The organism is Sulfurisphaera javensis (assembly GCF_041154675.1).
GTDB classification, from domain to species: domain Archaea; phylum Thermoproteota; class Thermoprotei_A; order Sulfolobales; family Sulfolobaceae; genus Sulfurisphaera; species Sulfurisphaera javensis.
Genome location: NZ_AP031322.1, coordinates 1791032 through 1812697 on the forward strand (window position 1 = coordinate 1791032; position 21666 = coordinate 1812697).

17 protein-coding genes are annotated in these 21666 nt (G+C 31.7%); 6 read left to right on the forward strand and 11 right to left on the reverse strand.

The genetic code is table 11. The annotated features are described in order from the left end of the window. The first annotated feature begins 78 nt into the window (after positions 1–78). From speB to ACAM25_RS09935, 3 genes are all read left to right on the forward strand, one after another. The gene (gene speB / locus ACAM25_RS09925; RefSeq protein ID WP_369609572.1) at positions 79–990 is read left to right on the forward strand and encodes an agmatinase; all 912 of its coding nucleotides are present in this window, start codon (positions 79–81) and stop codon (positions 988–990) included. A 59-nt stretch (positions 991–1049) separates the two neighbouring features. Continuing rightward, positions 1050–2600, forward strand: a complete 1551-nt coding sequence (locus tag ACAM25_RS09930; protein ID WP_369609573.1) for an APC family permease — start codon at positions 1050–1052, stop codon at positions 2598–2600. Between the two features lie 289 nt (positions 2601–2889). Then, entirely contained in the window at positions 2890–4233 is a 1344-nt protein-coding gene (locus tag ACAM25_RS09935; protein WP_369609574.1) for an aspartate aminotransferase family protein, read from the forward strand. Here the strand turns inward: ACAM25_RS09935 and ACAM25_RS09940 are convergent. The 11 genes from ACAM25_RS09940 to ACAM25_RS09990 all read right to left on the reverse strand — a co-directional run bounded on the left by ACAM25_RS09940 (position 4230) and on the right by ACAM25_RS09990 (position 17829). Continuing rightward, positions 4230–5555 (reverse strand): aspartate aminotransferase family protein, encoded by a 1326-nt coding sequence (locus tag ACAM25_RS09940; RefSeq protein ID WP_369609575.1) that lies wholly within the window; start codon positions 5553–5555, stop codon positions 4230–4232. The genes ACAM25_RS09935 and ACAM25_RS09940 overlap by 4 nt on opposite strands. A 43-nt stretch (positions 5556–5598) precedes the next feature. Continuing rightward, complete coding sequence (locus tag ACAM25_RS09945; protein WP_369609576.1) at positions 5599–6897, reverse strand: nitrate/nitrite transporter; 1299 nt, start codon at positions 6895–6897, stop codon at positions 5599–5601. Further along, positions 6884–8254, reverse strand: coding sequence for a hypothetical protein (locus ACAM25_RS09950; protein ID WP_369609577.1), 1371 nt, complete (start codon positions 8252–8254; stop codon positions 6884–6886). The genes ACAM25_RS09945 and ACAM25_RS09950 overlap by 14 nt, the downstream gene beginning before the upstream one ends. Positions 8255–8336: 82 nt before the next feature. Continuing rightward, on the reverse strand, positions 8337–10265 hold the full coding sequence (locus ACAM25_RS09955) for a molybdopterin oxidoreductase family protein (protein ID WP_369611658.1): 1929 nt from the start codon (positions 10263–10265) through the stop codon (positions 8337–8339). Positions 10266–10293: 28 nt separating this feature from the next. Beyond that, complete coding sequence (locus ACAM25_RS09960; RefSeq protein ID WP_369609578.1) at positions 10294–10740, reverse strand: globin domain-containing protein; 447 nt, start codon at positions 10738–10740, stop codon at positions 10294–10296. Positions 10741–10839: 99 nt separating this feature from the next. Further along, positions 10840–12042 (reverse strand): FAD-binding oxidoreductase, encoded by a 1203-nt coding sequence (locus ACAM25_RS09965; protein ID WP_369609579.1) that lies wholly within the window; start codon positions 12040–12042, stop codon positions 10840–10842. Further along, positions 12023–12673: a hypothetical protein gene (locus ACAM25_RS09970; protein WP_369609580.1), complete on the reverse strand. Its 651-nt coding sequence runs from the start codon at positions 12671–12673 to the stop codon at positions 12023–12025. The genes ACAM25_RS09965 and ACAM25_RS09970 overlap by 20 nt, the downstream gene beginning before the upstream one ends. Beyond that, on the reverse strand, positions 12660–13724 hold the full coding sequence (locus ACAM25_RS09975) for a saccharopine dehydrogenase C-terminal domain-containing protein (RefSeq protein WP_369609581.1): 1065 nt from the start codon (positions 13722–13724) through the stop codon (positions 12660–12662). The genes ACAM25_RS09970 and ACAM25_RS09975 overlap by 14 nt, the downstream gene beginning before the upstream one ends. 197 nt (positions 13725–13921) lie before the next feature. Next, positions 13922–15169 carry an amidohydrolase family protein gene (locus ACAM25_RS09980; RefSeq protein ID WP_369609582.1) on the reverse strand — a complete coding sequence of 416 codons (1248 nt, stop codon included), beginning with the start codon at positions 15167–15169 and terminating at the stop codon, positions 13922–13924. Beyond that, positions 15159–16376 carry an amidohydrolase family protein gene (locus tag ACAM25_RS09985; protein WP_369609583.1) on the reverse strand — a complete coding sequence of 406 codons (1218 nt, stop codon included), beginning with the start codon at positions 16374–16376 and terminating at the stop codon, positions 15159–15161. Before ACAM25_RS09985 ends, ACAM25_RS09980 begins: the two co-directional genes overlap by 11 nt. 4 nt (positions 16377–16380) lie before the next feature. Continuing rightward, positions 16381–17829 carry a cytosine permease gene (locus ACAM25_RS09990; RefSeq protein ID WP_369609584.1) on the reverse strand — a complete coding sequence of 483 codons (1449 nt, stop codon included), beginning with the start codon at positions 17827–17829 and terminating at the stop codon, positions 16381–16383. A gap of 266 nt (positions 17830–18095) precedes the next feature. Here ACAM25_RS09990 and ACAM25_RS09995 point away from each other — a divergent pair, with 266 nt between their 5' ends. From ACAM25_RS09995 to ACAM25_RS10005, 3 genes are all read left to right on the forward strand, one after another. After that, positions 18096–19340: an FAD-binding oxidoreductase gene (locus ACAM25_RS09995; protein ID WP_369609585.1), complete on the forward strand. Its 1245-nt coding sequence runs from the start codon at positions 18096–18098 to the stop codon at positions 19338–19340. A 134-nt stretch (positions 19341–19474) separates the two neighbouring features. Further along, the gene (locus tag ACAM25_RS10000) at positions 19475–20413 is read left to right on the forward strand and encodes a Rieske 2Fe-2S domain-containing protein (protein ID WP_369609586.1); all 939 of its coding nucleotides are present in this window, start codon (positions 19475–19477) and stop codon (positions 20411–20413) included. Continuing rightward, complete coding sequence (locus ACAM25_RS10005; protein WP_369609587.1) at positions 20413–21654, forward strand: amidohydrolase family protein; 1242 nt, start codon at positions 20413–20415, stop codon at positions 21652–21654. Before ACAM25_RS10000 ends, ACAM25_RS10005 begins: the two co-directional genes overlap by 1 nt. Positions 21655–21666 lie beyond the last annotated feature (12 nt).

Genomic DNA, 21666 nt, shown 5'->3' on the forward strand with positions numbered 1-21666 from the left:
TAACTCTAAATTTTGTTTAAAAATTCCATGAAAACATTGAAAGATTAGTATATTAACTATTGAGAGACAATTACTTTTATGAGACAAATAGACTCCCTCAAATCCCCACGCTTTACACAAATTTCAACATTCGCTAGATTACCAATATGTAATGAGAAAGAAGAAGTGAAGGCAGTGTTTTTAGGAATTCCATTTGATGATGCAACAACTTATCGACCCGGAGCTAGATTTGGACCAATGGGGATAAGACAAGGATCTAGGCTTTTAAGACCTTACAATCAATTTCTAGATGTATATCCATTCGAAACTTTAAATACTTGTGACAAAGGTGATGTTAACATAATCCCGGGTTATATTGAAGACACAATGAGAATTATTGAATCTTCTCTTCAAGAAATAGTTTCTAAAGGTATAGTTCCTTTTATTGCAGGTGGTGATCATTCAATAACATTACCAATCTTAAGGGCTATGTATAAGAAGTATGGTAAAGTTAACCTAATACATTTTGATTCACACTTTGACTTTTGGGATTCATATTGGGGAAAGAAATATACTCATGGAACATGGCTGAGAAGGGCTAGAGAGGAAGGACTTCTAAAAGATATAGTTCAAGCCGGTATAAGAGGATCAATATACTCAAAAGATGATTTAGTAGACAAGGACAAGTTACAAATAAGGAGCTTTACTATTAGGGATTTAAAATACAATCCAGAACAAGTAATGAAGGAAATTAATTCTCTTTCTGGTCCGACATACATTTCAATAGATATAGATGTTGTTGACCCAGCATTTGCTCCAGGTACTGGGACTCCAGAAGTTGGTGGTCTAACTAGCTTTGAAATTATTGAAATAGTAAGGAGTTTGAAATTAAGGATAGTTGGATTCGATGTAGTTGAAGTTTCTCCATCTTATGACGTTAGTGAGATAACTAGTATGTTAGGGGCTAACATAATTTATGAGGGAATGAGCGTTTTGTCAAAATCTCTTTAGACTTTATTCAATTTTTCCCTACTCAAAACTTTAAAGCTGTCTAAAAGTAAATTATCTCTATGGTAGAAAAGTCAGTTTTTATTAGACAATCTTCTGGTTTAGTGAGAGAAGTTAGTCCTTGGGCTTCCTTCTTTGCAACATTTGGTTTGGTTACTGGAGGAGTGCCAATGCTAATTTTATCATGGCTTTACTTATCTCCGGGAGCTAATTGGACATTGTCTTTCTTAATTACTTTGATACCAACATTAGGCATGGGATTTTTATTTTATTTAGCATCTATTTACTCTCCTAGGAGTGGAGGAGATTATGTGTTTTTAAGTAGAGTTTCAAATCCTATTTTGGGTTTTGTAAATTATTGGGGATTGTTTATTGCATTTGCATTATCTTTGGGACTTTATAGTTATTTAGGTGCACAATGGTTCGCATACCTTTTTACCGGAATAGGACTTTACTTAAATAATTCTTATTTAGTTAATTTCGGTAGTTTCTTTACTACAACGACTGGAAGTGTTATTGTAGGTTTAATAGTATTACTTGCTATTACTTTAGTTTCTTTAACAGGTAAGCATGGATGGAAGTTTATTTTTATTTCTGGAATAATTTCCATTATTTCAACTATAATTACCTTCGTTACTTTAGCAACGATAAATCAAGCTCAGTTCTCTTCATCTCTTTCATCTTTTACTGGAGTGCAAAGTGCTAATAATGAAGTCATTACAGCTGCAGAAAGTAATGGTTTGTCTTTTCTTTCTCCTTTTTATGGAGCATTATATGCAATTCCAATAGTCTGGTATTATTATGTTTGGTATAATCTTCCAGCTTCGTGGTCCGGAGAGATGAAAAAAGTTAAACTTAACGCCTTAGTATCTATAGTAGTTGCTATTTTAACCATTGGTATTTATTATATTCTATTTGTAAACCTAAACTTTCATGCCTTTGGTGAAAAATTTCTCACATCTTGGTCTTACATTTATTCAAATGGAATAACTAACAGTACAGTATTTAATGATTTAAGTAATATAGGCACTTTTTCACCTTTCTTCGCTTTATTAGTTACTCACAGTTTACCTTTATATATTATAATGTGGATTGCTTTTTGGTTACCTAATTTTTACAGTTTAGCCCCATTAGAAATTGCTCTAACTAGGTACTTGTTTGCTTGGTCATTTGATAGGATCATGCCAGAAAGATTTGCTGATGTTAACGAAAAATTCCATATTCCTACAAAGGCAACTCTATTAACTTTCGGATTAGGAGTTATTGGAGTACTACTTTACGCTTATGTCACTGAAATTTCTATTGTAGATGTGACAATTGTCTTTGAGATAGGCTATGCTATATTTGCTTTAGCTTCGGGTATCTCGATATTGAAGAAAAGGATATTTAACAAATGGATAAGTTTAGTGAGTTTTTCCGTTTTTGGATTCCTACTTTACGCATTATTCATAACATGGGGAAATCCAGTTCTTTTGCCAATAAACTTACCGACAATTCTTTCTTTATTGGTTATTTACGGGAGTGGTATAGGGATATATCTAGTCTCATATCTTACAAATAAGAAAAAGGGAATAATCTTAGATTTGATATTCACTGATATTCCACCAGAATGACTAGGTTATTCAAGTTTTATTACTATTTTTAATAATTTCAACTAATTATAAAATAAAGAATTAAATGAAAATGCGTACACGTAATTACGAAGTCGCGGTATTTATGAGACACGAGGCATTGCATTATATTCACAACATTATCCCGTTACTTATGAATAATAAAATACATAAGAATTTTTTACTATTATTACAACTGGCATTCTAGCTCTGAACCACTTAAAAACCTTGTAATCTTTCCAATCCCTACCTATAAAAAATTTATATACAATACAAAGAGAAAATACCATAGGTGGTCGAATTGGTAACAGATATTTTATCGGAGTATGTTAGTAAAACTCAAAAGTCAAAAATAATTTTTGAAGAAGCAATAAAATATCTTCCTCTAGGTGTTTCGAGTAATTATAGGTTCTTTGATCCTTATCCCATTTATTTGGTTAAAGGAAACGGAGGTAGAGTTTGGGATGTTGATGGAAATGAATATATAGACTTTATTTTAGGATTTGGAGCTTTAGAAGTAGGTCATGCAAATCCTAAAATAATAAATGAAGTAACAAAAGCACTGCAAGATAGTTCTATTTTAGGCTTTGAATATTATAAGACTGTGGAATTAGCTAAAATAATCTCAAAGCGATATAACGTTGATATGGTTAGGTTTTCTTCTACTGGTACTGAGGCAACAATGCACGCAATAAGGATTGCTAGGGCTTATACAAAGCGAAAGAAAATAATAAAATTTGAAGGTCATTATCACGGATCACATGACCAACTCTTAATTAATATAAACCCTATGGTCCAAAAGGATAGAGTTCCTTCTTCTTTAGGAATACCAGAGGAAACATTATCAAACACTTTAGTTGCTGAGTGGAATAATTTAGAGTCTGTTGAAAAACTTGTGAAGTCTCAGTCCAATGATATTTGTTGTGTTATTATGGAACCAGTAGCAATGAATATGGGATTGATTCCACCAGAGAAGGACTTCCTTAAAGGAATATTTGATCTATCTAAAGAATACAATTTTTTGGTTATCTTTGATGAAGTTAAGACTGGAGGAAAGATGTATTCTGGCGCTTTAGGTTATTATAATGTAAAACCAGACATAATACTCATGGCAAAGTCAATTGCTGGCGGTTTTCCTTTATCAGTAATAGCTGGCAAAAGGGAAATCATGGAGTTAATAGGTCCAAATAAGGTTGCTCATGGAGGAACTTTTAATGCTAACCCAATCTCAGTCATAGCATCTTATGTTACCTTAACTCAAATCCTTACTGAAAATGCCTTTTATTATATGGAAACTTTGAGTGATAGGTTAGAAAGAGGATATAGAGATATTGCTGATGATCTAGACGTTGACTTAAAAGTAACTAGATGGGGTCCTAGCGGTATGATTTACTTTAGTAAGGAAGTACCAAGAAATTACAAAGAGTTATTAAAGACTGATATTCCAAGATGGTTCACTTACTTCTATTCAATGCTAAATAGTGGAATTTTACCAATGGCTGGATTTAATGAACAATGGACAGTTTCTGTAATGCATACAAAAGAGGAGATTCAAAAACACATAGAGAAAGCTTACGATGCTGTGAAAAAAGCAAAAGAAGAAAGACTTAACCTTAAGCTATTTGAAGCTTTTTAACCAATAAACTCCTTATCAGCCTCTTTTAATACTTCGTCTAATGCATTAACACCTAAATCTATGTCTTCCTTTTGCGATATTAATGGTGGTGATATTACAAACCACGATGGACCACTAAATACATAAACTCCTTTTTCTAATAGCTTCTTAGCTAAATAATCTGTAAATATAGGCCTTCCCTCATACTTATCCTCATATGTCCCAAATGGTGTATTCTTACTATCCTTAACTAACTCTATTGCCCAGAAGAAGCCAACACCTCTAACATCACCAACACTTTTATGCCTTTCCTTTAACTCTTGAAGTCTTTTACCTAAATATTCCCCTAAAGTTTTCACATTTGATAATAAGTTTAACCTTTCATATTCCTCAACTACTGCTGGAATTGCTGATAAAGAAACTGGATGAGCTTCGAATGTGTGCCCATGAGCAAAAACGTGATCCTCAAAGAATTCACCAATTTCATTACTTACTCCAGTAATTCCAATAGGAACGTAAGATGCTGAAGCTCCTTTTGCTGTCGTAAGTATGTCTGGTTCAACACCCCATAAGTTTACAGCAAACCACTCTCCAGTTCTCCCCCAACCGGTCATAACTTCATCTGCAATAAATAATACGTCGTTTTCTTTAGCTATTTTCCTTAATGTCGGTAAATACTCTTTAGGTGGAACTACTACACCGTTAGTTCCAGTTATAGGTTCAACAATTATTCCTGCAATATGTTTTTCTTGTTTAATTACGTAATCAACATAATTTACACAAGCTAGGTTACAATCTGGATATTTTAATTTAAGTGGACATCTAAAGCAATAAGGTTCTGGAAATCTCACTACTCCAGGCATTGTATGTGGTTCAACAAACCATCTTCTATAATCTCCGGTTAAGCTTATTGAACCTTCAGTTGCACCATGATAAGACCTATATCTGGCAAGAATTTTATATGATGGAGCCTTATAAAACCTTGTAATCTTTATTGCCGCTTCATTAGCTTCTGTACCAGAGGTTGAAAAGAAGAACTTAGTTATACTTTTAGGCATCACTTTTAATAACGCTTTAGTAGCTTTTGCCCTAATTTCTGTCCCTAAGTTTGGGTTAATATATTGTAAAGTATCCAATTGTTCTTTTATTGCGTTAATTACTTTTTCATTACCATAACCTAAGTTGACGTTAACAAATTGAGATGAAAAATCTAAATATTTTTTACCTTGAGAATCATAAAAATAAGCTCCTCTTGCTGTAGTTACTAAAATGGGTTCCCATCCTTTTTGCTTACTCCATGTCTTAAATGTATGTTCTTTTATTATTTTTTTATCCTCTTCCATAATATTGCATATGATTAAACAAAATATAAACTTTTACGACGTTTTATTGTATTATATTCATATCATCTGAACGTCTTTTTAAGATTAATGTAAAAATTATTGAAACTAAGCTAAGAGATGTAAAAACTATAAATCCATAAGCAAAGCCAGATATTCCAATGACGTTTACTATATAAGCCATAATCGGAGGCAATAATAAACCACCAAAGCTACCTAAACCACCAACTAATCCTGACGCTCCACCCACACTTCTATAAGCATATTTAGGGACTAACTTAAACACTGCTCCGTTAGCAATACCCATCCCTAATGCCATTATAATTTCACCTATTATTGATTGAGTAAATTTGAAGCTGTCTAACGTAATTAATGAACCTAAAAGTAATATAATGTAAGCTACTAAAGATACGTTTTCCCCACCAAATATATCACTTAACCATCCTCCTAACACTCTAATCAATGCTGCAATAAGGGAAAATAGCACACCTACTAATAGTCCTGCTTCTACAATATTTACGTGTAAAAATTCTTGCCAATATGTTGGTAACCATTCCGTTAACGCTTCAAATCCTCCAAAAGACGTTAAATACATAATTACTAATAACCAAACTTTCCAAATTCTTAATGCATTTGATAAAGATGTTAAGGCACTATCAGTTGGTATAATTTCTTCACCTAATTTTTTAGCTTCTTCTAATGTTTTTTCTTTATAAATCTTTCGTAATTGAAAGTAATAGGCATCAATACCAAAAATGGCAAAAATTGTAAGCCCAACAACGAGAATTAAGGACCAAATAACATAAGCTCCTATTAATCCAAGACAGATTAATGCAATAGGCAAGATAGCTGTAAAAATCCCTGGAGCTGTGTTTCCTATTCCAGCAAATAAACCTAATGCTAGACCTTGTTTTCTTAGTGAAAACCAATAAGATACGTACGTTATACCAGATGAGAATGCTGAAATCCCAGTACCAGCTAATGCACCAAATAAGATTAGCATGAAGTATCCAATATAGAGAATTTTGTGAATAAGGGTTAAAGTTATCACTATTCCTATCATACCTATTAACGCTATAATTAATTGTATCAGAATTATCCTCTTTCCTCCATATTTTTCTACTAAAGCACTAAATGGTATCCTAAGTAAAGATCCCGTAACAAGAGGTATTGCAACTAACCAACCTATCTCAACTATTGATAAATGTAATATTGAAGAAATCTTATGTGCTGTGGTTCCAAATAATGCTACTGCAGCAAATCCTATAAAAAAAGCTAGTGTACCAGTTATTAAAGCTTGAGATGGGGAACCTTTTACTTCTTTTAAAGCTTTATTTCTCTTCATTAACATCTCCTCTAAAGGATTTAATTTCTTTAATTTTCTCAGTAAGTGCTTGTTCATCAAAATTCTTAATATCACTTATTTTATCTACTAACTCAACATAATCCTCCGCATCAATCTCACCTATCATTTTTCCAATTTTATAATTACCTCCCCCTACATACACTTTAAACACCTTTTTACCATTTTTCATTGCAGCCCCTAAACCTATATCAGCTATTTGATGCCTACCGCAAGAATGAGAACAACCACTTATATATACTCTTAGCTTTGACCCCTTCTCTTTTAATATCTTTTCTATATTTTCAGCAACTGTAGTAGTTGATAAAACTGCGGGGGGACAATAATCGTCTCCAATACAAGCTTCTACTAACCTAATTTTTGGTGGAAATGAATCTAAAACTTCATAATCAACACCTTTTATTTCAAACTCATTTTTCTTTAATGGAATGAATATAGTTTGCATATTGAAAAGTACGACAAAATCATAGTTTTCCTTAGCAACTTTTATTATTTCGTTAACTTGATCAGTTGTTAACCAACCCCCAGTTGTCCTTACCATTATTATCTTGACATAGTTTAAATAATCTGGATTTTCACCCTTTATCTCTAACTTGTTTTCAAGTTCCTTGATTTTTTCGTTAATTAATTCTTTAGTCTTTTCTTCCCCATACTTATTAAGTACCCACTTAAATCCCCTCTTCTCATTCTCTTGTTTAAGTAAGTCAGCTACTGCAATTGAAATGGCCATTGCTTCTCTTGCGCTAACATTTTCAAATAATTTAACTGATTGAAATTCATGGTCTCCAATTCCTCCACCAATATAAACGTCAAATTTATCCTCTCCTTTTGCGACAATCCCAACATCCATTATTCCGGGTGTTGCACAACCTATCTCGCAAGCTGATACTGTTATTTTTACTCTTTTTGGAAGTTTAGGATATTCATACTCTTGGTTATGCCTAAATAACTCGGCAATACTCATAGCTACTTTAACTGCGTTAGTTTTAGCAAATGGACATAAATAAGAAGGACAAGGCATAACATTTCTTACGGAGGCCCCACAAGAGTCTTGAGGATCTAGGTCAGCCTCTTTTAGTATTTCTAAAACTTTATTTAAGTTAGACGCGCTAATTCCGTAAAGTTCTACATCACCCCTAGTTGTGAAATGTATTTTGCCATTACCCATTGTTGATGCTATCTTAACTAAAGCTTCTAGTTGATAAGTATACCACTTTGATGGATCTCTTCTATTAGCTTGCCTTATTCTTACTGAAACTAAATCGTTGTCTCCTCTACTTGTGTAAATACCTTTAAATCTTATGGGATAGTATTGTTTAAATTTTTCGGAATATTTCATCAAAAATCCTTCATTATTTTATACATTTTATATATTTCGAAAATGAAATGTGATAAGTGTTTAATTATAATGATAGATTTCATTAACTCATAAAGGGTTCTATCCTCGCTTTTAAATGCTTATATGCTGGTTCTTTACTCTCTCTATCTATTTTCCAATCCATTATTTTATTTGTATGTCCCCAGTGGAAAGGCATAAATGCTATATTACCTTTTATCCAATCTACACATTTTGCTGGGACTACTGTGTAACCCTCACCAGTTATGATTTTCACATCATTTCCGTCTTTTATGTGTAATTTATTACAGATCTCTATATCAAGGAAAATGTAGTCATCATCGCTAATTACGTTTAGTGACCAACTTTTAGAAGACCTAGTTCTAGTATTCCAATGCCCTTTTGTTCTTCCCGTAATTACTATAAATTCATTATCCTCAATTAAATCATACTTCTCAAACTCAACTGGTCTTGTCCTAAAAATTTTTGGTTTCACAGGCCACCTATATCCTTTCTCTAATTCTTTGTATGTTAAATTTGATATATCGTCTATTCTATTCTTCGTTAATAACTTAAATTCATTGAATATATCTTCTATGTTTGTATATTTAAACTCAAAACCTAAATAATTAGCAACATCTTGAATTATCATCCAGTCGGGTCTTGCTTCTCCTTTTCCTTCTAATATTTTACTTAAATATCCTACAGTCCTATCACCTGCTGTATGAATTCCCTCTCTTTCACCCCATGAGAGTGCAGGAAATATGACATCAGCAAATTTCGTTGTCTCTGTAAAATAAGCATCTTGTACTATAACTAGGTCTAAGTAAGATAAGAGATCAGCAAATTTTCTTGCTTGAGGCAAAGAGACAACTGGATTAGTACCTATAATCCATAGTGCCTTAATTTTCCTTTCCTCTATTAACTTATACATTTCAGTAATTGTATAATAATGTCTTGGAATGGAATACTTCGGTAAATTCCAAAACCTCTCTACTTCCTCTACCTCTTCTTCATTGTCAACATATCTTAACCCGGGAAGCATACCGGCTAAAGCCCCAGCCTCTCTTGCTCCCATAGAATTATGTTGTCCAGTTAATGGTAGTACTCCAGAACCTTCAATATCAACGTTGCCAGTCAGCATTGCCAAAGTTGAAATTAGTATTCCAGTATCTACAGCCCTTTCTGTTTGATTTACTCCCATACCCCACATGAATAAGGTTTTAGATTGAGCTATTCTATCTGCAATATATGAAATAGTATCTTCTTTCACATTAATAATTTTTGAAATTCTCTCTGGCTGATATTTCATAACTACTTCTTTAAATTCTTTGAAATTCTCTGGTTCTATTCTTATAATGTTTTTCTTAATTAGTAAGTATGCTATTGAGTTAAGCAATAATATGTCTTTACCGGGCGGTATTCTAACATATAAATCAGCTTGTTGTGCAGAGTCAGTATATATAGGATCTATTACAATAATTTTAGCTTTTCTCTTTAACTTATTCGAAATCATCCTATTCCATAAGACTGGAAAATTTGAAGCTGGATTTACTCCAATTAATAAATATGTTTCAGCCTTATCAATATCGTCATAAGAGGCTGTAGGTGAAGGGTCTCCAAAAGCGTATTTTAACGCAAATGCAGCACTAGCCATACATAGTCTTACGTTAGAATCAAATGAGGCTGTGCCTATAAATCCTTTACCCAATTTCACAGCAAGATATTGATCTTCTGTAGGTATTTGTGCTCCTATATAAATTCCTAATGAGTCTTTACCCTTTCTTATTATTCTTTTCATTTTTATCGTTGTATATTCCAGTGCTTTTTTCCATTCTACCTCTTTATTATCCAAGTAAGGGTATAGTATTCTGCCAGAATTAACAGTTTCCAACAATGTTGATCCTTTAATACAAAGCATTCCCTTATTAGTAATATAATTTTCAGGCAAAATTTTATCTTTATTTAATTTTAATCTACAACCAACACCACAATAAGGGCATATTGTACTAATTTTTCATCACCATAAAAAAAGGTAAAAATTATTCACTTTTATAAAGTTCACACTCTATCTTTATTAACATATCAGCTAAAAACCAGTAGGCCTTTTCCCATGTCTCTATTATTTCTCTTTTATTAGTTAGATTTAATTTATCTAAATATTCATCTAAAGAATCTTTTAAGCATTCCCATACTAGTTTATAATGTTCTGGTCTTACACCCCTATTCACATGACTTCTCGCTATGGATTGTAAAATTGGCATTAAGGAATCTAACTTTTCAATATTCTCTGCATAAATTAACAATGCCGAAGCCAGACCTTTAGAAACATCCTTAGTGAACATTTGTTTAGTAAATGGATATCTTTCGAATAATAATTGGTACATCCTAGAAGTTATTTGCACTCCGTACTCTTTAAGTACTGGTATGGTAGACTTTATAATTTGTATATCTTTCTCACTTAGATCTCCTACTTTTTCTTTCAACATTTTTGTTCAGCATATATTTCATTTAAAAAATTAATAAGTATGTTCATCTTTACTGTTTAAAACCATATAAATATAATTATAATTAAAAAGAAACATAGTCTACACTATTTTACCAGGGTTAAATAAATCCTCTTTATCATACATTCTTTTATAAGTCTTTATCTTTTGAAGATGTTCTGGTCTTAATCTATTATTTATTGTAATACTATGTAAGTCGAATCTAAAAACTTGATAAGTTGAGAGTAAATTATTCAAATAATCTATCTTGCTCTTCTCTTCGTTTATAAAAAATGGATGAACTAACTTACCTTGTATGAATTCAAATTCCGTAACATACTCCTTGTAGTTTATTCTATCTAAAAATTTATATAACTCATCTATATAGACGTCAAAAGTAATGTAAAAAGTTGTGTTAGGGTTTTTATCATAAAAGGTTTTTATTAAACCACCATAAAATGTATCTCTTCTATTCCAAAGCTCACTACCATTAATTCCATCAAAATCTAAAAAGTCTGGATAAGCAATTAATAAATTCCATTTAGAAAAGGGCATAACGTTAGTTAATTTTGATGCCTCTGGAGATCTTAAAGTCACATGATATACTGGCAATGCTTCATCGTATAAAGTTGAAACAAAATCTATTGCCTTTTCAAGAGTATCAAAGAGAATTATTTTCGATTTTATTTTACCTTCATTGTAAGTTAGCATTTTTAATTTAGTAATTATTCCCGTAGTCCCTTCAGCATGAGCTGCTATTAAAACATCTCCACCCTTTAATCTAGTTAATTTTCCTTTAGGATTTACCATATCAACTTCTGTAGCTTGATACCAAACCCTACCAAATCTAAATGCACCAATACCTCCGCAACCGCCTTCATAATTTCCTCCAACAGTTACACCATCCTTATAAGTTGAAGGATAAACTCTTAACTTATTATAAACATCAATAATTTTAACACCAGATCCTAAGGTAATTTCCTCACCTTCATCCTTTATTTCATAAAGTTTTTCAGTCTCAACTATTATCCCTTTCTTTAATGGAAGAACACCACCTATATTATTCTTTCCGGCACCCCTAGGAATTAAGGGAACATGTTCCTCAATAGCTATTTCAACTAGTTTCACGACTTCCTCTTCATTTTTAGGAAAGGCAATGCAAATAGGTTCTTCTTCCTTTATTTTTATTAATGGAGACATATAAGTTAAATCACTTGATTTCTCCTTAATTACCTCTGGTTCTGTTGAACAATATATTCCTTCTTTTCTAATTTTATCAATTACGTTAATTTTTCTCCCCTCCAATTAACGTACTTAATATTATTGGAAAGTCTGCTTTATAAATTTCCTCATAATTTATCCAATTTTTACCTTTATAATTAGCAATTATCAAAGCTGAAGCACTCTTTATTCCATAATTTGAAGATAATAGAAAAAGAGTTCCAGTCTCCATATCAATAATTTGATTTATATCTTCTTCAGCATAAAAATCATCACTTTGAAAAATCTCACCATAATAAACTTCTTTTCCATTATCTTTCAAAGCCTTATAAAGATTGTAAGCTAACTCTAGGTCGGGGAAAAGAGAATGTATAACATCACCTCTAACTCTTTGGTAAAGAGAGCTCGAGAAATATCTAGCAACGCCAATAGGAATAAAATAACTTCCAACTTTGTATTTTTCATTTGGCGAACCACAAGTTCCATATCTTATTGCCTTCTTAACTCCTTGCCTAATTAACTCATCAAGGATTAAAGCTAATGAAGGACCTCCAACCCCATGAGTTGATATTACAACTTCATCTGAAATATATAAGTGATAACCCCTTTTAACTATCTTCTTTTTAACGCTTATAAAAGAGGAAAGAAGTTCAGCAATCTCTGGTTCTTCAACAAGAATAGCATTTTCCGGTAATTTTTCATCAACTACTAACATTACTTAACTCCCTCTCGTAAATTATAAATCCTCTCTTTTTAAGCTCTTCAAAGAAAACATCCTGGTTAACTACTTTTTCTGGTGGCAAAACTCCTTCACCCTTTACCTTCATTTGAACCGCTATACTAGCTGGAACACCAGCACCATATTGAGTACCATCAAAACCATCTTTTGGCGGAATTAACACTTCAATTTCCCTGACTTTCTTTTCATATTCAAAAATTACCTTTGCTGATTCCCACTCATCACCCTGACTTCCTAAAAATCCCTTTATTTTAAGCAATTCTTTTAAATAATCCCTCGATTTCACTCCCATGACCTCAACATTATCACCAAAAAGTTTTCCTAAAACTATAACTCCATCAAAGCCATCTCCTCCTTCCATCCAATCAACATATTTAACTCCATCAAATGAATATGGAAATGTTGCTAATTCACTATGAATAGTTAAATATGTTTTTACTACTCCAACCGGTTTAGAAAACTCTATAATTTCACTTTTACTTAACGGCTCATAATAGACGTAATTACCATTTTCCCAAACTGGAGCTTTCATTGTAATTTCATCCATTTGAGTATCAACACTCCAATTGAATTTAAACCCAGAAGACCTCCACCCATTCCTTATCTTTATTTTTTCTGGCAAACTGTACTTCTCGTACAAATACTTTGCTGATACATTAGTTATTCCAGGCTCAGCACCCATACCTATAAGAGCCAATAAACCCTCTCTTTCAAAATCTTTATTCATCTCCAATTGCTTTCTAGTCATCCAAAACAATCCACCTAAATCTACATAGTTAACACCAGCTTTTAATGATGCTTGCATTGCTTTCAAATTGAAATAGTATTGGGCTGTATTTATAACGTAATCACATTCCTTAATTTTACTAACAATATCTTCAACATTGTTTAAATCACCTTGAACATATTCAACGTCAAACTTTGGTTTCCTTAAATCAATAACTTTTACATTAACATTATTTTGTATTAAGTCAAAAACTGTAGCTGAACCCACTTGCCCAGAACCACCAATGACGCAAACTTTCATATGATAAATTCTTTGGAAAATTTTATATTATTTTCTTAGCTCTAGTTTGTATAAAATTTAACAAAGAGGGAAGACTTAGGTTGATACATCTAACCATCCGTGCTTTCCCAAGTAATATCCATCTTGTCCCTTAATAAAGTATTACCAAATTAATTTAAATTAATAAAAATATTATTGAACACACAAAAGACAAAAGATTAAAAATCACTGTCTAGCAAATTCTCTATCTCGCCAGTAACATCTTTGTCATTTATCTTAAATTCTATCTCATTCTCTGCTATATTTTCACCAGAAACAACTAAAGCTGGAGGTAAAATATTCCTAATTGCTTCATATTCATTTTTAGCATTTAGAACAACGAACTCAGCCTTTCTCCCGGGTTTTATACCATAATCATCTAACATAAGTATCTTTGCTGGGTTGTAAGTTACTAGTTTTAACATTCCCTCAATATCCTTACTTGTGAAGTGATCTACTAAGAAAGCTTCTTGTAATACTCTTAACATATTACCATCTCCTAGAGGATAAATTAGATCTCCTATGTTGTCTGTCCCTAAAGCAACATTTATCCCACTTTTTAACATATCCCTAATTCTAGCTATTCCTCTTCTTTTTGGATAATTATCATATCTTCCTTGAAGATGTGTACTAACCACTGGATTTGATATTACATTAACTTTAGCTAATTTCATTAAATCTACAAGCTTTCCAAAATAATCAGATGGATAAGAGTGAGAGGCTGTCATATGACTAATAGTTGTCTTTTCTCCCCACTTTCTCTTTAACGCTTCATAAGTAACATATTCAACAAACCTTGAGTTAGGATCATCATTTTCATCTATATGACCATCAACCATTTTATTATATTTTAAGGCTAAATCGAAGGCAATTTTAACTGACTCTATTCCTAACTCTACTGTAGGTTCTTGATTTGGAATTAATCCTACTACTTCAGCTCCTTCACTTAAGGCTTTTTCCATTTTTTCGATTGTGTCTTCAAAGTAAAATATTCCCGGAGATGGAAATGCGACAATTTGCAAATTTATTAACTCTAACTTTTTCCTAGCTTCTAAAACATAAAATATTAATGGCATTATCTCGTGACTCCTAACATAAAGTACACCATTAACAAAAAATAGTTTCTCTAACTTTTTAAGCCTCTTCTCTATGTCATCAAATGTAATCTTAGGCGTTATTTCTTCCCTTGTTTTAATAACTCCTTCCCTTAATGTTCCACTTTCATTTACGCTTCCATAATTTAAAGTTAAAGCATATCCTAAATGGGAATGAGGATTTACAAAAGGTGGGATTAACAATCTTTTCTTACCATAAAAAACGTAATCATCTTTCTTACCTTGACAATCTATACATCGAATAATTCCGTTTTCAACATATATATCATGAACTTTATTATCATCATAAAATCTAACTTCCTTAATCAACATTTACCTTCAACTCCTCATTTATATTACTTTCATAAACTATTTTACCTTTACTTATAACCATTCTTCTAGGCTTTATTTCTCTTAAAGCATCTAAAGGATTTGTAGAGTTGTAAATAACTAGGTTTGCATCTGCTCCTTCATAAATACCATAATTTTTGATTAACTGCGCTTTTGCCCCATTATAAGTCATTAAGTCAAAAATTGTTTTTGCATAAGAAGAGAAATACATATAAGAGGATATTGCTAAGATAAAACCTGATTGTAACATATCACCAACACCATAGGGATTTAAATGATTCTGTATATCATCATGACCTAAAGCGACATTTACACCTTCTGAAATTAAATCCAAAACTCTAGCTATACCCCTTCTCTTAGGATAATTCTCGAAAGCCCCAGATTCTTCAAGTGCAGTTATTGGTGCAACAATTACATTTATTTTACTTTCCTTTAACCATTTTAAATACCTCCTAAAATAGTCTTCGTTGTATGAATGCATTGCAGTAACGTGAGATAAAGAAACTTTACCTTGCATTTTTCTTTTTAAAGTTTCTGAGATTATTACCTCACTAAACTTTGTTTCAGGATCATCAGCAAAATCTGCATGAAAGTCAAGTAACTTATCTTTTCCTTCAACACTATCAAAAATTTTCTTTATCATTCCTATTCCATCTTCTCTTGATGGTTGTAAATGTGGTTGTCCTCCTACACCGTCAGCAATTTCTAGAGATTTATAAATATTTTCTTCAACGTTATCATCAAAATAAGAGTAACTTTGAACAAAACCAATTATTTGTATCTGAAGAATATCCTTAAATTCTTCCTTTAATCTTGCAATATATTTTAACCTATCTAAAGTGTCATCAATCATTATGTGAGTTCTTATGTAGAGAGTTCCGTGAGAAATGTAATAATAAAGAGATTTTTTAGCTAGTTTATAAATCTCGTCTGCTGATAATTTAGATTTACACTCTAATAAAGCTTTAAGAGCTTCAATAAATTTTGGCGTTTCAGCTTCTTTACAAACATCTAAAAGAAAATTACTATCTAAGTGTGCATGAGAGTCAACTAATGCTGGGGTTACTAATTTTCCTTCCATATTTTCCCCTTCTGATGTTATTCCATCATAAACCTTTGCAATTTTACTTCCATTAATTTCTATACTTATAATTTTTCCTTCAACAGTCTTAAGGTTTTTCAAAATCATTATATCACCAATATTTAAACAATTTCATAAACAATAAATATAACAATATCCCTAAAGGTAAACTTAACATTGGTCCTAATGAATATAAAGGAGAAGACACACTTAAGCCTAAAACGTACGAATATCCTGGCAGTATCGAAAGAGTAAAGGCTAGTATCGAAGCTAAGTTTATACCATGATAGTATTTATAACTCCCATTTCTAACGTATAATGATTCAACGTCTATGGTAAATTTCCTGACAAACACATAATCAGCAACATTAATTCCTACTATTCCACCTAGAGCTATTCCATAAGTGTTTAACCAATTTATCATAAACCCATATGCACTACCTAAAAAGCTCCATGCACCAATTAATAAACCTATTATTGTAGCTATTATAACCCCAGTAAACCAGTTTATTCTCTTAGGATAGAAATTGCTTATATCATAACCAGGAGGTAAAAGGTTTGCTAATGTATTTACTCCGAATGTTTCCATTAATATTGGTATTAAAATTATTAAAGAAAGATAAGATGGAGTAGTTAAGAGAGTTAATAGGACTGGGTCTATTACAGTGGCATGAACGTTTGAAATTGCCATAGTTGTACCTAAAACCCCTAAAAGCCCAGCAAAGGAATAAATAAATGGTAAAATTATTTGTCCTAACATTTGTGACCTTTGAGATTTAGCAAAACGAGTTAGATCTGGCATAGATATTGCCATGGTTAACCAACTGGACATATTTCCAGCTAAGAAGGCTAATAACAGAAAGATATTGGAAGTTGATACTGTGAATTTTCCCAAATTTGATAAGTTCCATCCTGAAGTTTCTCCTTCATAAAGGAAAAGGATTAATAAACTAATAATTGATAAAGGTCCAACTATTTTACTCATTTTCCTTAACGGCTCTTGGCCTTTCAATATGGGAGATATATATAATAGTAGAAGCTCTGAGATTATCACAATAGCAAATGTTATCCAAAATAGTTGAGGCACTGCTAAGGAAATTGTGAAAGAATTTGCTGAACCATTTGAAAGTAATGGTATAATTACTTTATTCAACTGACCAGAGAATTTCAAATATAGTCCTACTATTATCTCAGTTATTATAAAAACATTAATTCCCCACCATCCAGCACCAATTATAGCCCTTACTGCTGAAGGAAAGAAAGCACCCCATATTCCCCATCTACTTCTCGTTATTTGCGGCTCAGCAATACCATATTTTGCACCAGCATGAGATTGAATTAACATTGGAATTAGAGTAATTAAATTTCCTAAAAATACTAGAGAAACTGAAAGATACCATGGAATACCTAAAAATATTCCAAACCATGGATATTCCCAAGCTAAGACTCCTACGGTCATAGTTACCCATGCCATGGAATAATCTAATGCACTCCATTTCTTAATTTCTTTAGGAATAGGTAAAATCTCCTCATTACTTAATATATCGTCTTTACTTTTCATAAATAGATCTCTCCTAAGGAATTTAAAAATTTTGCAAATGAATATTTTAAATTACGTTTAATTGATAAATTTTTATATGAAGGAAGATGCTTATAAACATAGTTCAATATAATATTAATGTAAAGTTTTGCAAAACTAGTTTATAATGATAAAAATTCATGATAAAATGAAAAAGTATTTGTTATCTGTCACAACTTAACGTTTTTTGAACATTATACAATAGGGAATTGGGAAAAGCTTAAATTAAAATACTTTATTAATTAATCGTGTTATTAAATAAATTAGAGAAAGAATTTGGATCAAAGTTTGTTTATGATGAAGAAGTGTCTAAAAGACATATTCAGCAATTAAAATGTTATCTTATCGATCCTTCAGTAATCAGCTTAAGTAAGAATCCTATAGGTCTATTGAAAGTAAAAGACAAGGAAGATATAAAATATCTTTTAGAAATTTGTGACCTTCATAGAATTCCAATAGTCCCTAAAGGTGCTGGAACAACAAATTTTGGCCAACTTATACTCTTTTACCCTTCAATATTGATAGATATGCAATACTTTGAGAAAAAAGTTGAGTTACTTGACAACAATTATGTAAGATTTTCAGCAGGGATGAAAGTAAATGAGGTATTAAGTTATTTAAGAAAGAAAGGAAAGGACTTAAGGGTATATCCCAGTAGTTTTTACTTCTCAACATTGACTGGGTTTATTTCTGGGGGAAGCGGGGGTACTGGGTCATATCAATATGGTTATTATTTTGAAAATAAGGGTTTTAGATGGGCTAAAATAATAGGTCCAAAGGGTGAATACGAGCTAGAAGGTAAAAGAGCTTTAGCCGTTTCTCAAGCATCTGGTACTAATGGAATAATTCTTGAAGCAGAATTAGCTGTTATAGATTATGAAGATTGGAGGGATCAATTAGTCAAATTTAAGGATCTTGAGAGTGCTATAAGATTTATTAAAGAAGTTGAGAAAGATAAAAAGTATGTAAGAAGAATAGCAATTGAAGATAAAGACACATTGTCAATAGTAATGAAAGGAAAGATTGAGACCGATAACTGGAATGTAATAATTTCAAGTACTAAAAGTTATGGAGAGGAGATTGATTCCTTAAAGGTAATAGAAACCTTAGCTGGTTCTGGTATTTATGTAATGATTAGAAATATGAAAATATTCTATAATTATTCTCATGATGCATTAATGCACATCCCTATAAATAAGTTCTATAATGTTATTCAACCTATAAAGAAAAGATTAGGAGATAAGGTTTTAATTCATGGAGATGTAGAAACGATAAAAGGAGAAGTAATAATAGATACAACAATTATGTCAGAAAAAGAGAATTTTGACTTTATTGATTCTATTTTGCAAAAAGAGGGTATAAAAGTGCCTTTTAAACCGCCAACAATAGTGATTAATGAATGGCTAAACGATAAGGAAAAACTTGAGTTAATGAGAGAGTTGAAGAAAATGATAGATCCGCATAATATACTAAACCCTGGAAAATTAATATAGTGAAAAATGTTTATTTTTATCATTCTTCTAATATACAGTTTAGGTATTCAAAATGATAAATAAGCGATGATAAAATAAAAAGAAAGATGAATAGTACCGCAACCCTTATATTGTTAAAAAGAACTATTTAAACTATGTATAAGGAATGGTTACCCGTTGCTTTTTCTGATGAAATTAAAGAAATTTACGAAACAAATCTCTTAGGACATGAGATTTTAATAATTAAAAGAGATAACAAGCTTTACGCTTTAAGTAATAGATGTCCTCACAGATTGGCAAAACTTTCAAAGGGTAAAATAACTGATAATGAAATACAGTGTCCTTATCACGGCTGGAAATTTGACCTTGAAGGAAAATTGACTCTTATTCCCTCTTTAGGGAAAACGTTAAGTGTAAGGCTAAGAAAGTATTATGTTAAAGAGAAATATGGGATAGTCTGGGTTTCGATAGATGAGCCAGAGAAAGATTTACCAGAAATTAAAGAGTGGGAAAACTTTAGAAGAATAAAATGTGGTCCTTATTACATTAACGCTAATCCATTTAGAGTATTGGAAAACTTACTTGATGTTTCTCATTTTCCTTACGTTCATGAGGGTTATTTAGGTGATCCAAAATATTCGATTATCCCAGAATATGAGGCCGAACTTACTGACGATTACGTAATAGCAAAAAACATAAAAGTTTACCAACCTAATCCAGATGGTAGTAATAGTGGAAAATATGAAACTTACACTTATATTATTTACAGACCTTTATTTCTTTATTTCACAAAAAGCAATGAAAAAGGAGAGACTTTTTCTATGATATTCTCTATAAAGCCTGAGAGTAAAAGTAAAAGCATTGTTTTTGCATGGATTTTTATGAATTATGGTTATGATGTTAAAGATGAAGTTATCAGAAAATTTGAGGATACAATTATAATGCAAGATAAAGAAGTACTAGAAACTCAACCTGACTTTTATTATCTAGATTTATCTAAAGAGATTCATGTGAAAGCTGATAAAGCTTCAATTCTTTATAGACATTATTTGAAGAGAAAAATTGGAAAATTTGAGGAATTGGGGTTAATATAATGATCATTAAGAACGTTAAGATTGCAACAAAAGACGGAATTACAGAAGCCGAAGTACAAATTGAAGAAGACAAAATAGTAAAGGTGAAAAAGGATATTCCTTCTTTAGATAAAATAATAGATGGAGAGGGAAAGTTACTTTTACCCGGTGGAGTTGATAATCATGTACACATATATAAAAGATACTTAAGAGTACCAACATCAGATACTGTTGAAAAGAGTACTTTAGCATCTGCATTTGGAGGAACTACTACGGTTATCGATTTTGCCTTTTCTGATAGATCGCCAAACATTGATGAAAGAATAAGCCAATTTTCAACCTCTTACGTAAATTATACATTCCATATATTTGCAAATGATTTAACTGAAAACTTAAAAAGAGCTTTTGACATGGGATTTAAGTCAGTCAAATTTATGATGGTTGAATATGCTGGGATGAAAAGTAATTTATTAGGCTTAAAGAGGATTAACGATTTTGTAAGAGAGAAAGAAGGATATATTATGATCCATGCTGAAGACGAGGAATTAATTAATACATTAGCCTATAATCTTAAAGGTGCTCCAAAACTTCATTTATTAACCCGACCAGAAGAGAGTGAACTTTCTGCAGTAATTAGAATTTTACCAATAGTAAGTAAGGGTTTAATTGCCCATGTAAGCTGTGGAAAGACATTGGATTTATTACCAGAAAATATTAAGGCTGAAGCTGTTCTTCATCACTTAATATTAAGCAAGGAAGTATATGACAGAAAAGACTCATATCTTTACGTTACATCACCTCCAGTAAGAGAACCAGAAGAACTATGGAAGAGAATTGATAAAATTTTCGTCATAGGAACTGATCATAATTGGTTTGATAAAGAGATAAAGGAAGAACATCAAGAATTCCCAGACCTAGTTCCTGGTTTACCTGGTGTTGAATTACGTGTCCCTATGATAATTACTGAATTTATAAAGAGAAATTTACCTTTATATAATGCTATAAAATTGCTATCAGAAAATCCAGCTACTTTAAACAATCTTAACGTAGGTAAGATAGAAGAAGGGTATAGGGCTGACCTAGTTATTTATAATTTTAAGGAAAAATGGAGAGTATCAGTTAATAATATTCATATGGCTGATTGGACACCTTATGAAGGTTATGAAATTATAGGAAAGCCAGAAACTGTGATAATCAATGGCGAGATGGTAATAGATAAAGGAGAGTTAGTTTCCACTCCTAAGGGAAAGCTTTTAAAATAGTTTTACAATATA

Coding starts and splice junctions, on each gene's coding strand:
- ACAM25_RS09940 (WP_369609575.1), bottom strand. CDS start 5,555: ATGGAAGAGGATAAAAAAATAATAAAAGAACATACATTTAAGACATGG.
- ACAM25_RS09950 (WP_369609577.1), bottom strand. CDS start 8,254: ATGAAATATTCCGAAAAATTTAAACAATACTATCCCATAAGATTTAAA.
- ACAM25_RS10000 (WP_369609586.1), top strand. CDS start 19,475: ATGTATAAGGAATGGTTACCCGTTGCTTTTTCTGATGAAATTAAAGAA.
- speB (WP_369609572.1), top strand. CDS start 79: ATGAGACAAATAGACTCCCTCAAATCCCCACGCTTTACACAAATTTCA.
- ACAM25_RS10005 (WP_369609587.1), top strand. CDS start 20,413: ATGATCATTAAGAACGTTAAGATTGCAACAAAAGACGGAATTACAGAA.
- ACAM25_RS09980 (WP_369609582.1), bottom strand. CDS start 15,169: ATGTTGATTAAGGAAGTTAGATTTTATGATGATAATAAAGTTCATGAT.
- ACAM25_RS09990 (WP_369609584.1), bottom strand. CDS start 17,829: ATGAAAAGTAAAGACGATATATTAAGTAATGAGGAGATTTTACCTATT.
- ACAM25_RS09985 (WP_369609583.1), bottom strand. CDS start 16,376: ATGATTTTGAAAAACCTTAAGACTGTTGAAGGAAAAATTATAAGTATA.
- ACAM25_RS09975 (WP_369609581.1), bottom strand. CDS start 13,724: ATGAAAGTTTGCGTCATTGGTGGTTCTGGGCAAGTGGGTTCAGCTACA.
- ACAM25_RS09945 (WP_369609576.1), bottom strand. CDS start 6,897: ATGAAGAGAAATAAAGCTTTAAAAGAAGTAAAAGGTTCCCCATCTCAA.
- ACAM25_RS09970 (WP_369609580.1), bottom strand. CDS start 12,673: ATGTTAGTAGTTGATGAAAAATTACCGGAAAATGCTATTCTTGTTGAA.
- ACAM25_RS09960 (WP_369609578.1), bottom strand. CDS start 10,740: ATGTTGAAAGAAAAAGTAGGAGATCTAAGTGAGAAAGATATACAAATT.
- ACAM25_RS09930 (WP_369609573.1), top strand. CDS start 1,050: ATGGTAGAAAAGTCAGTTTTTATTAGACAATCTTCTGGTTTAGTGAGA.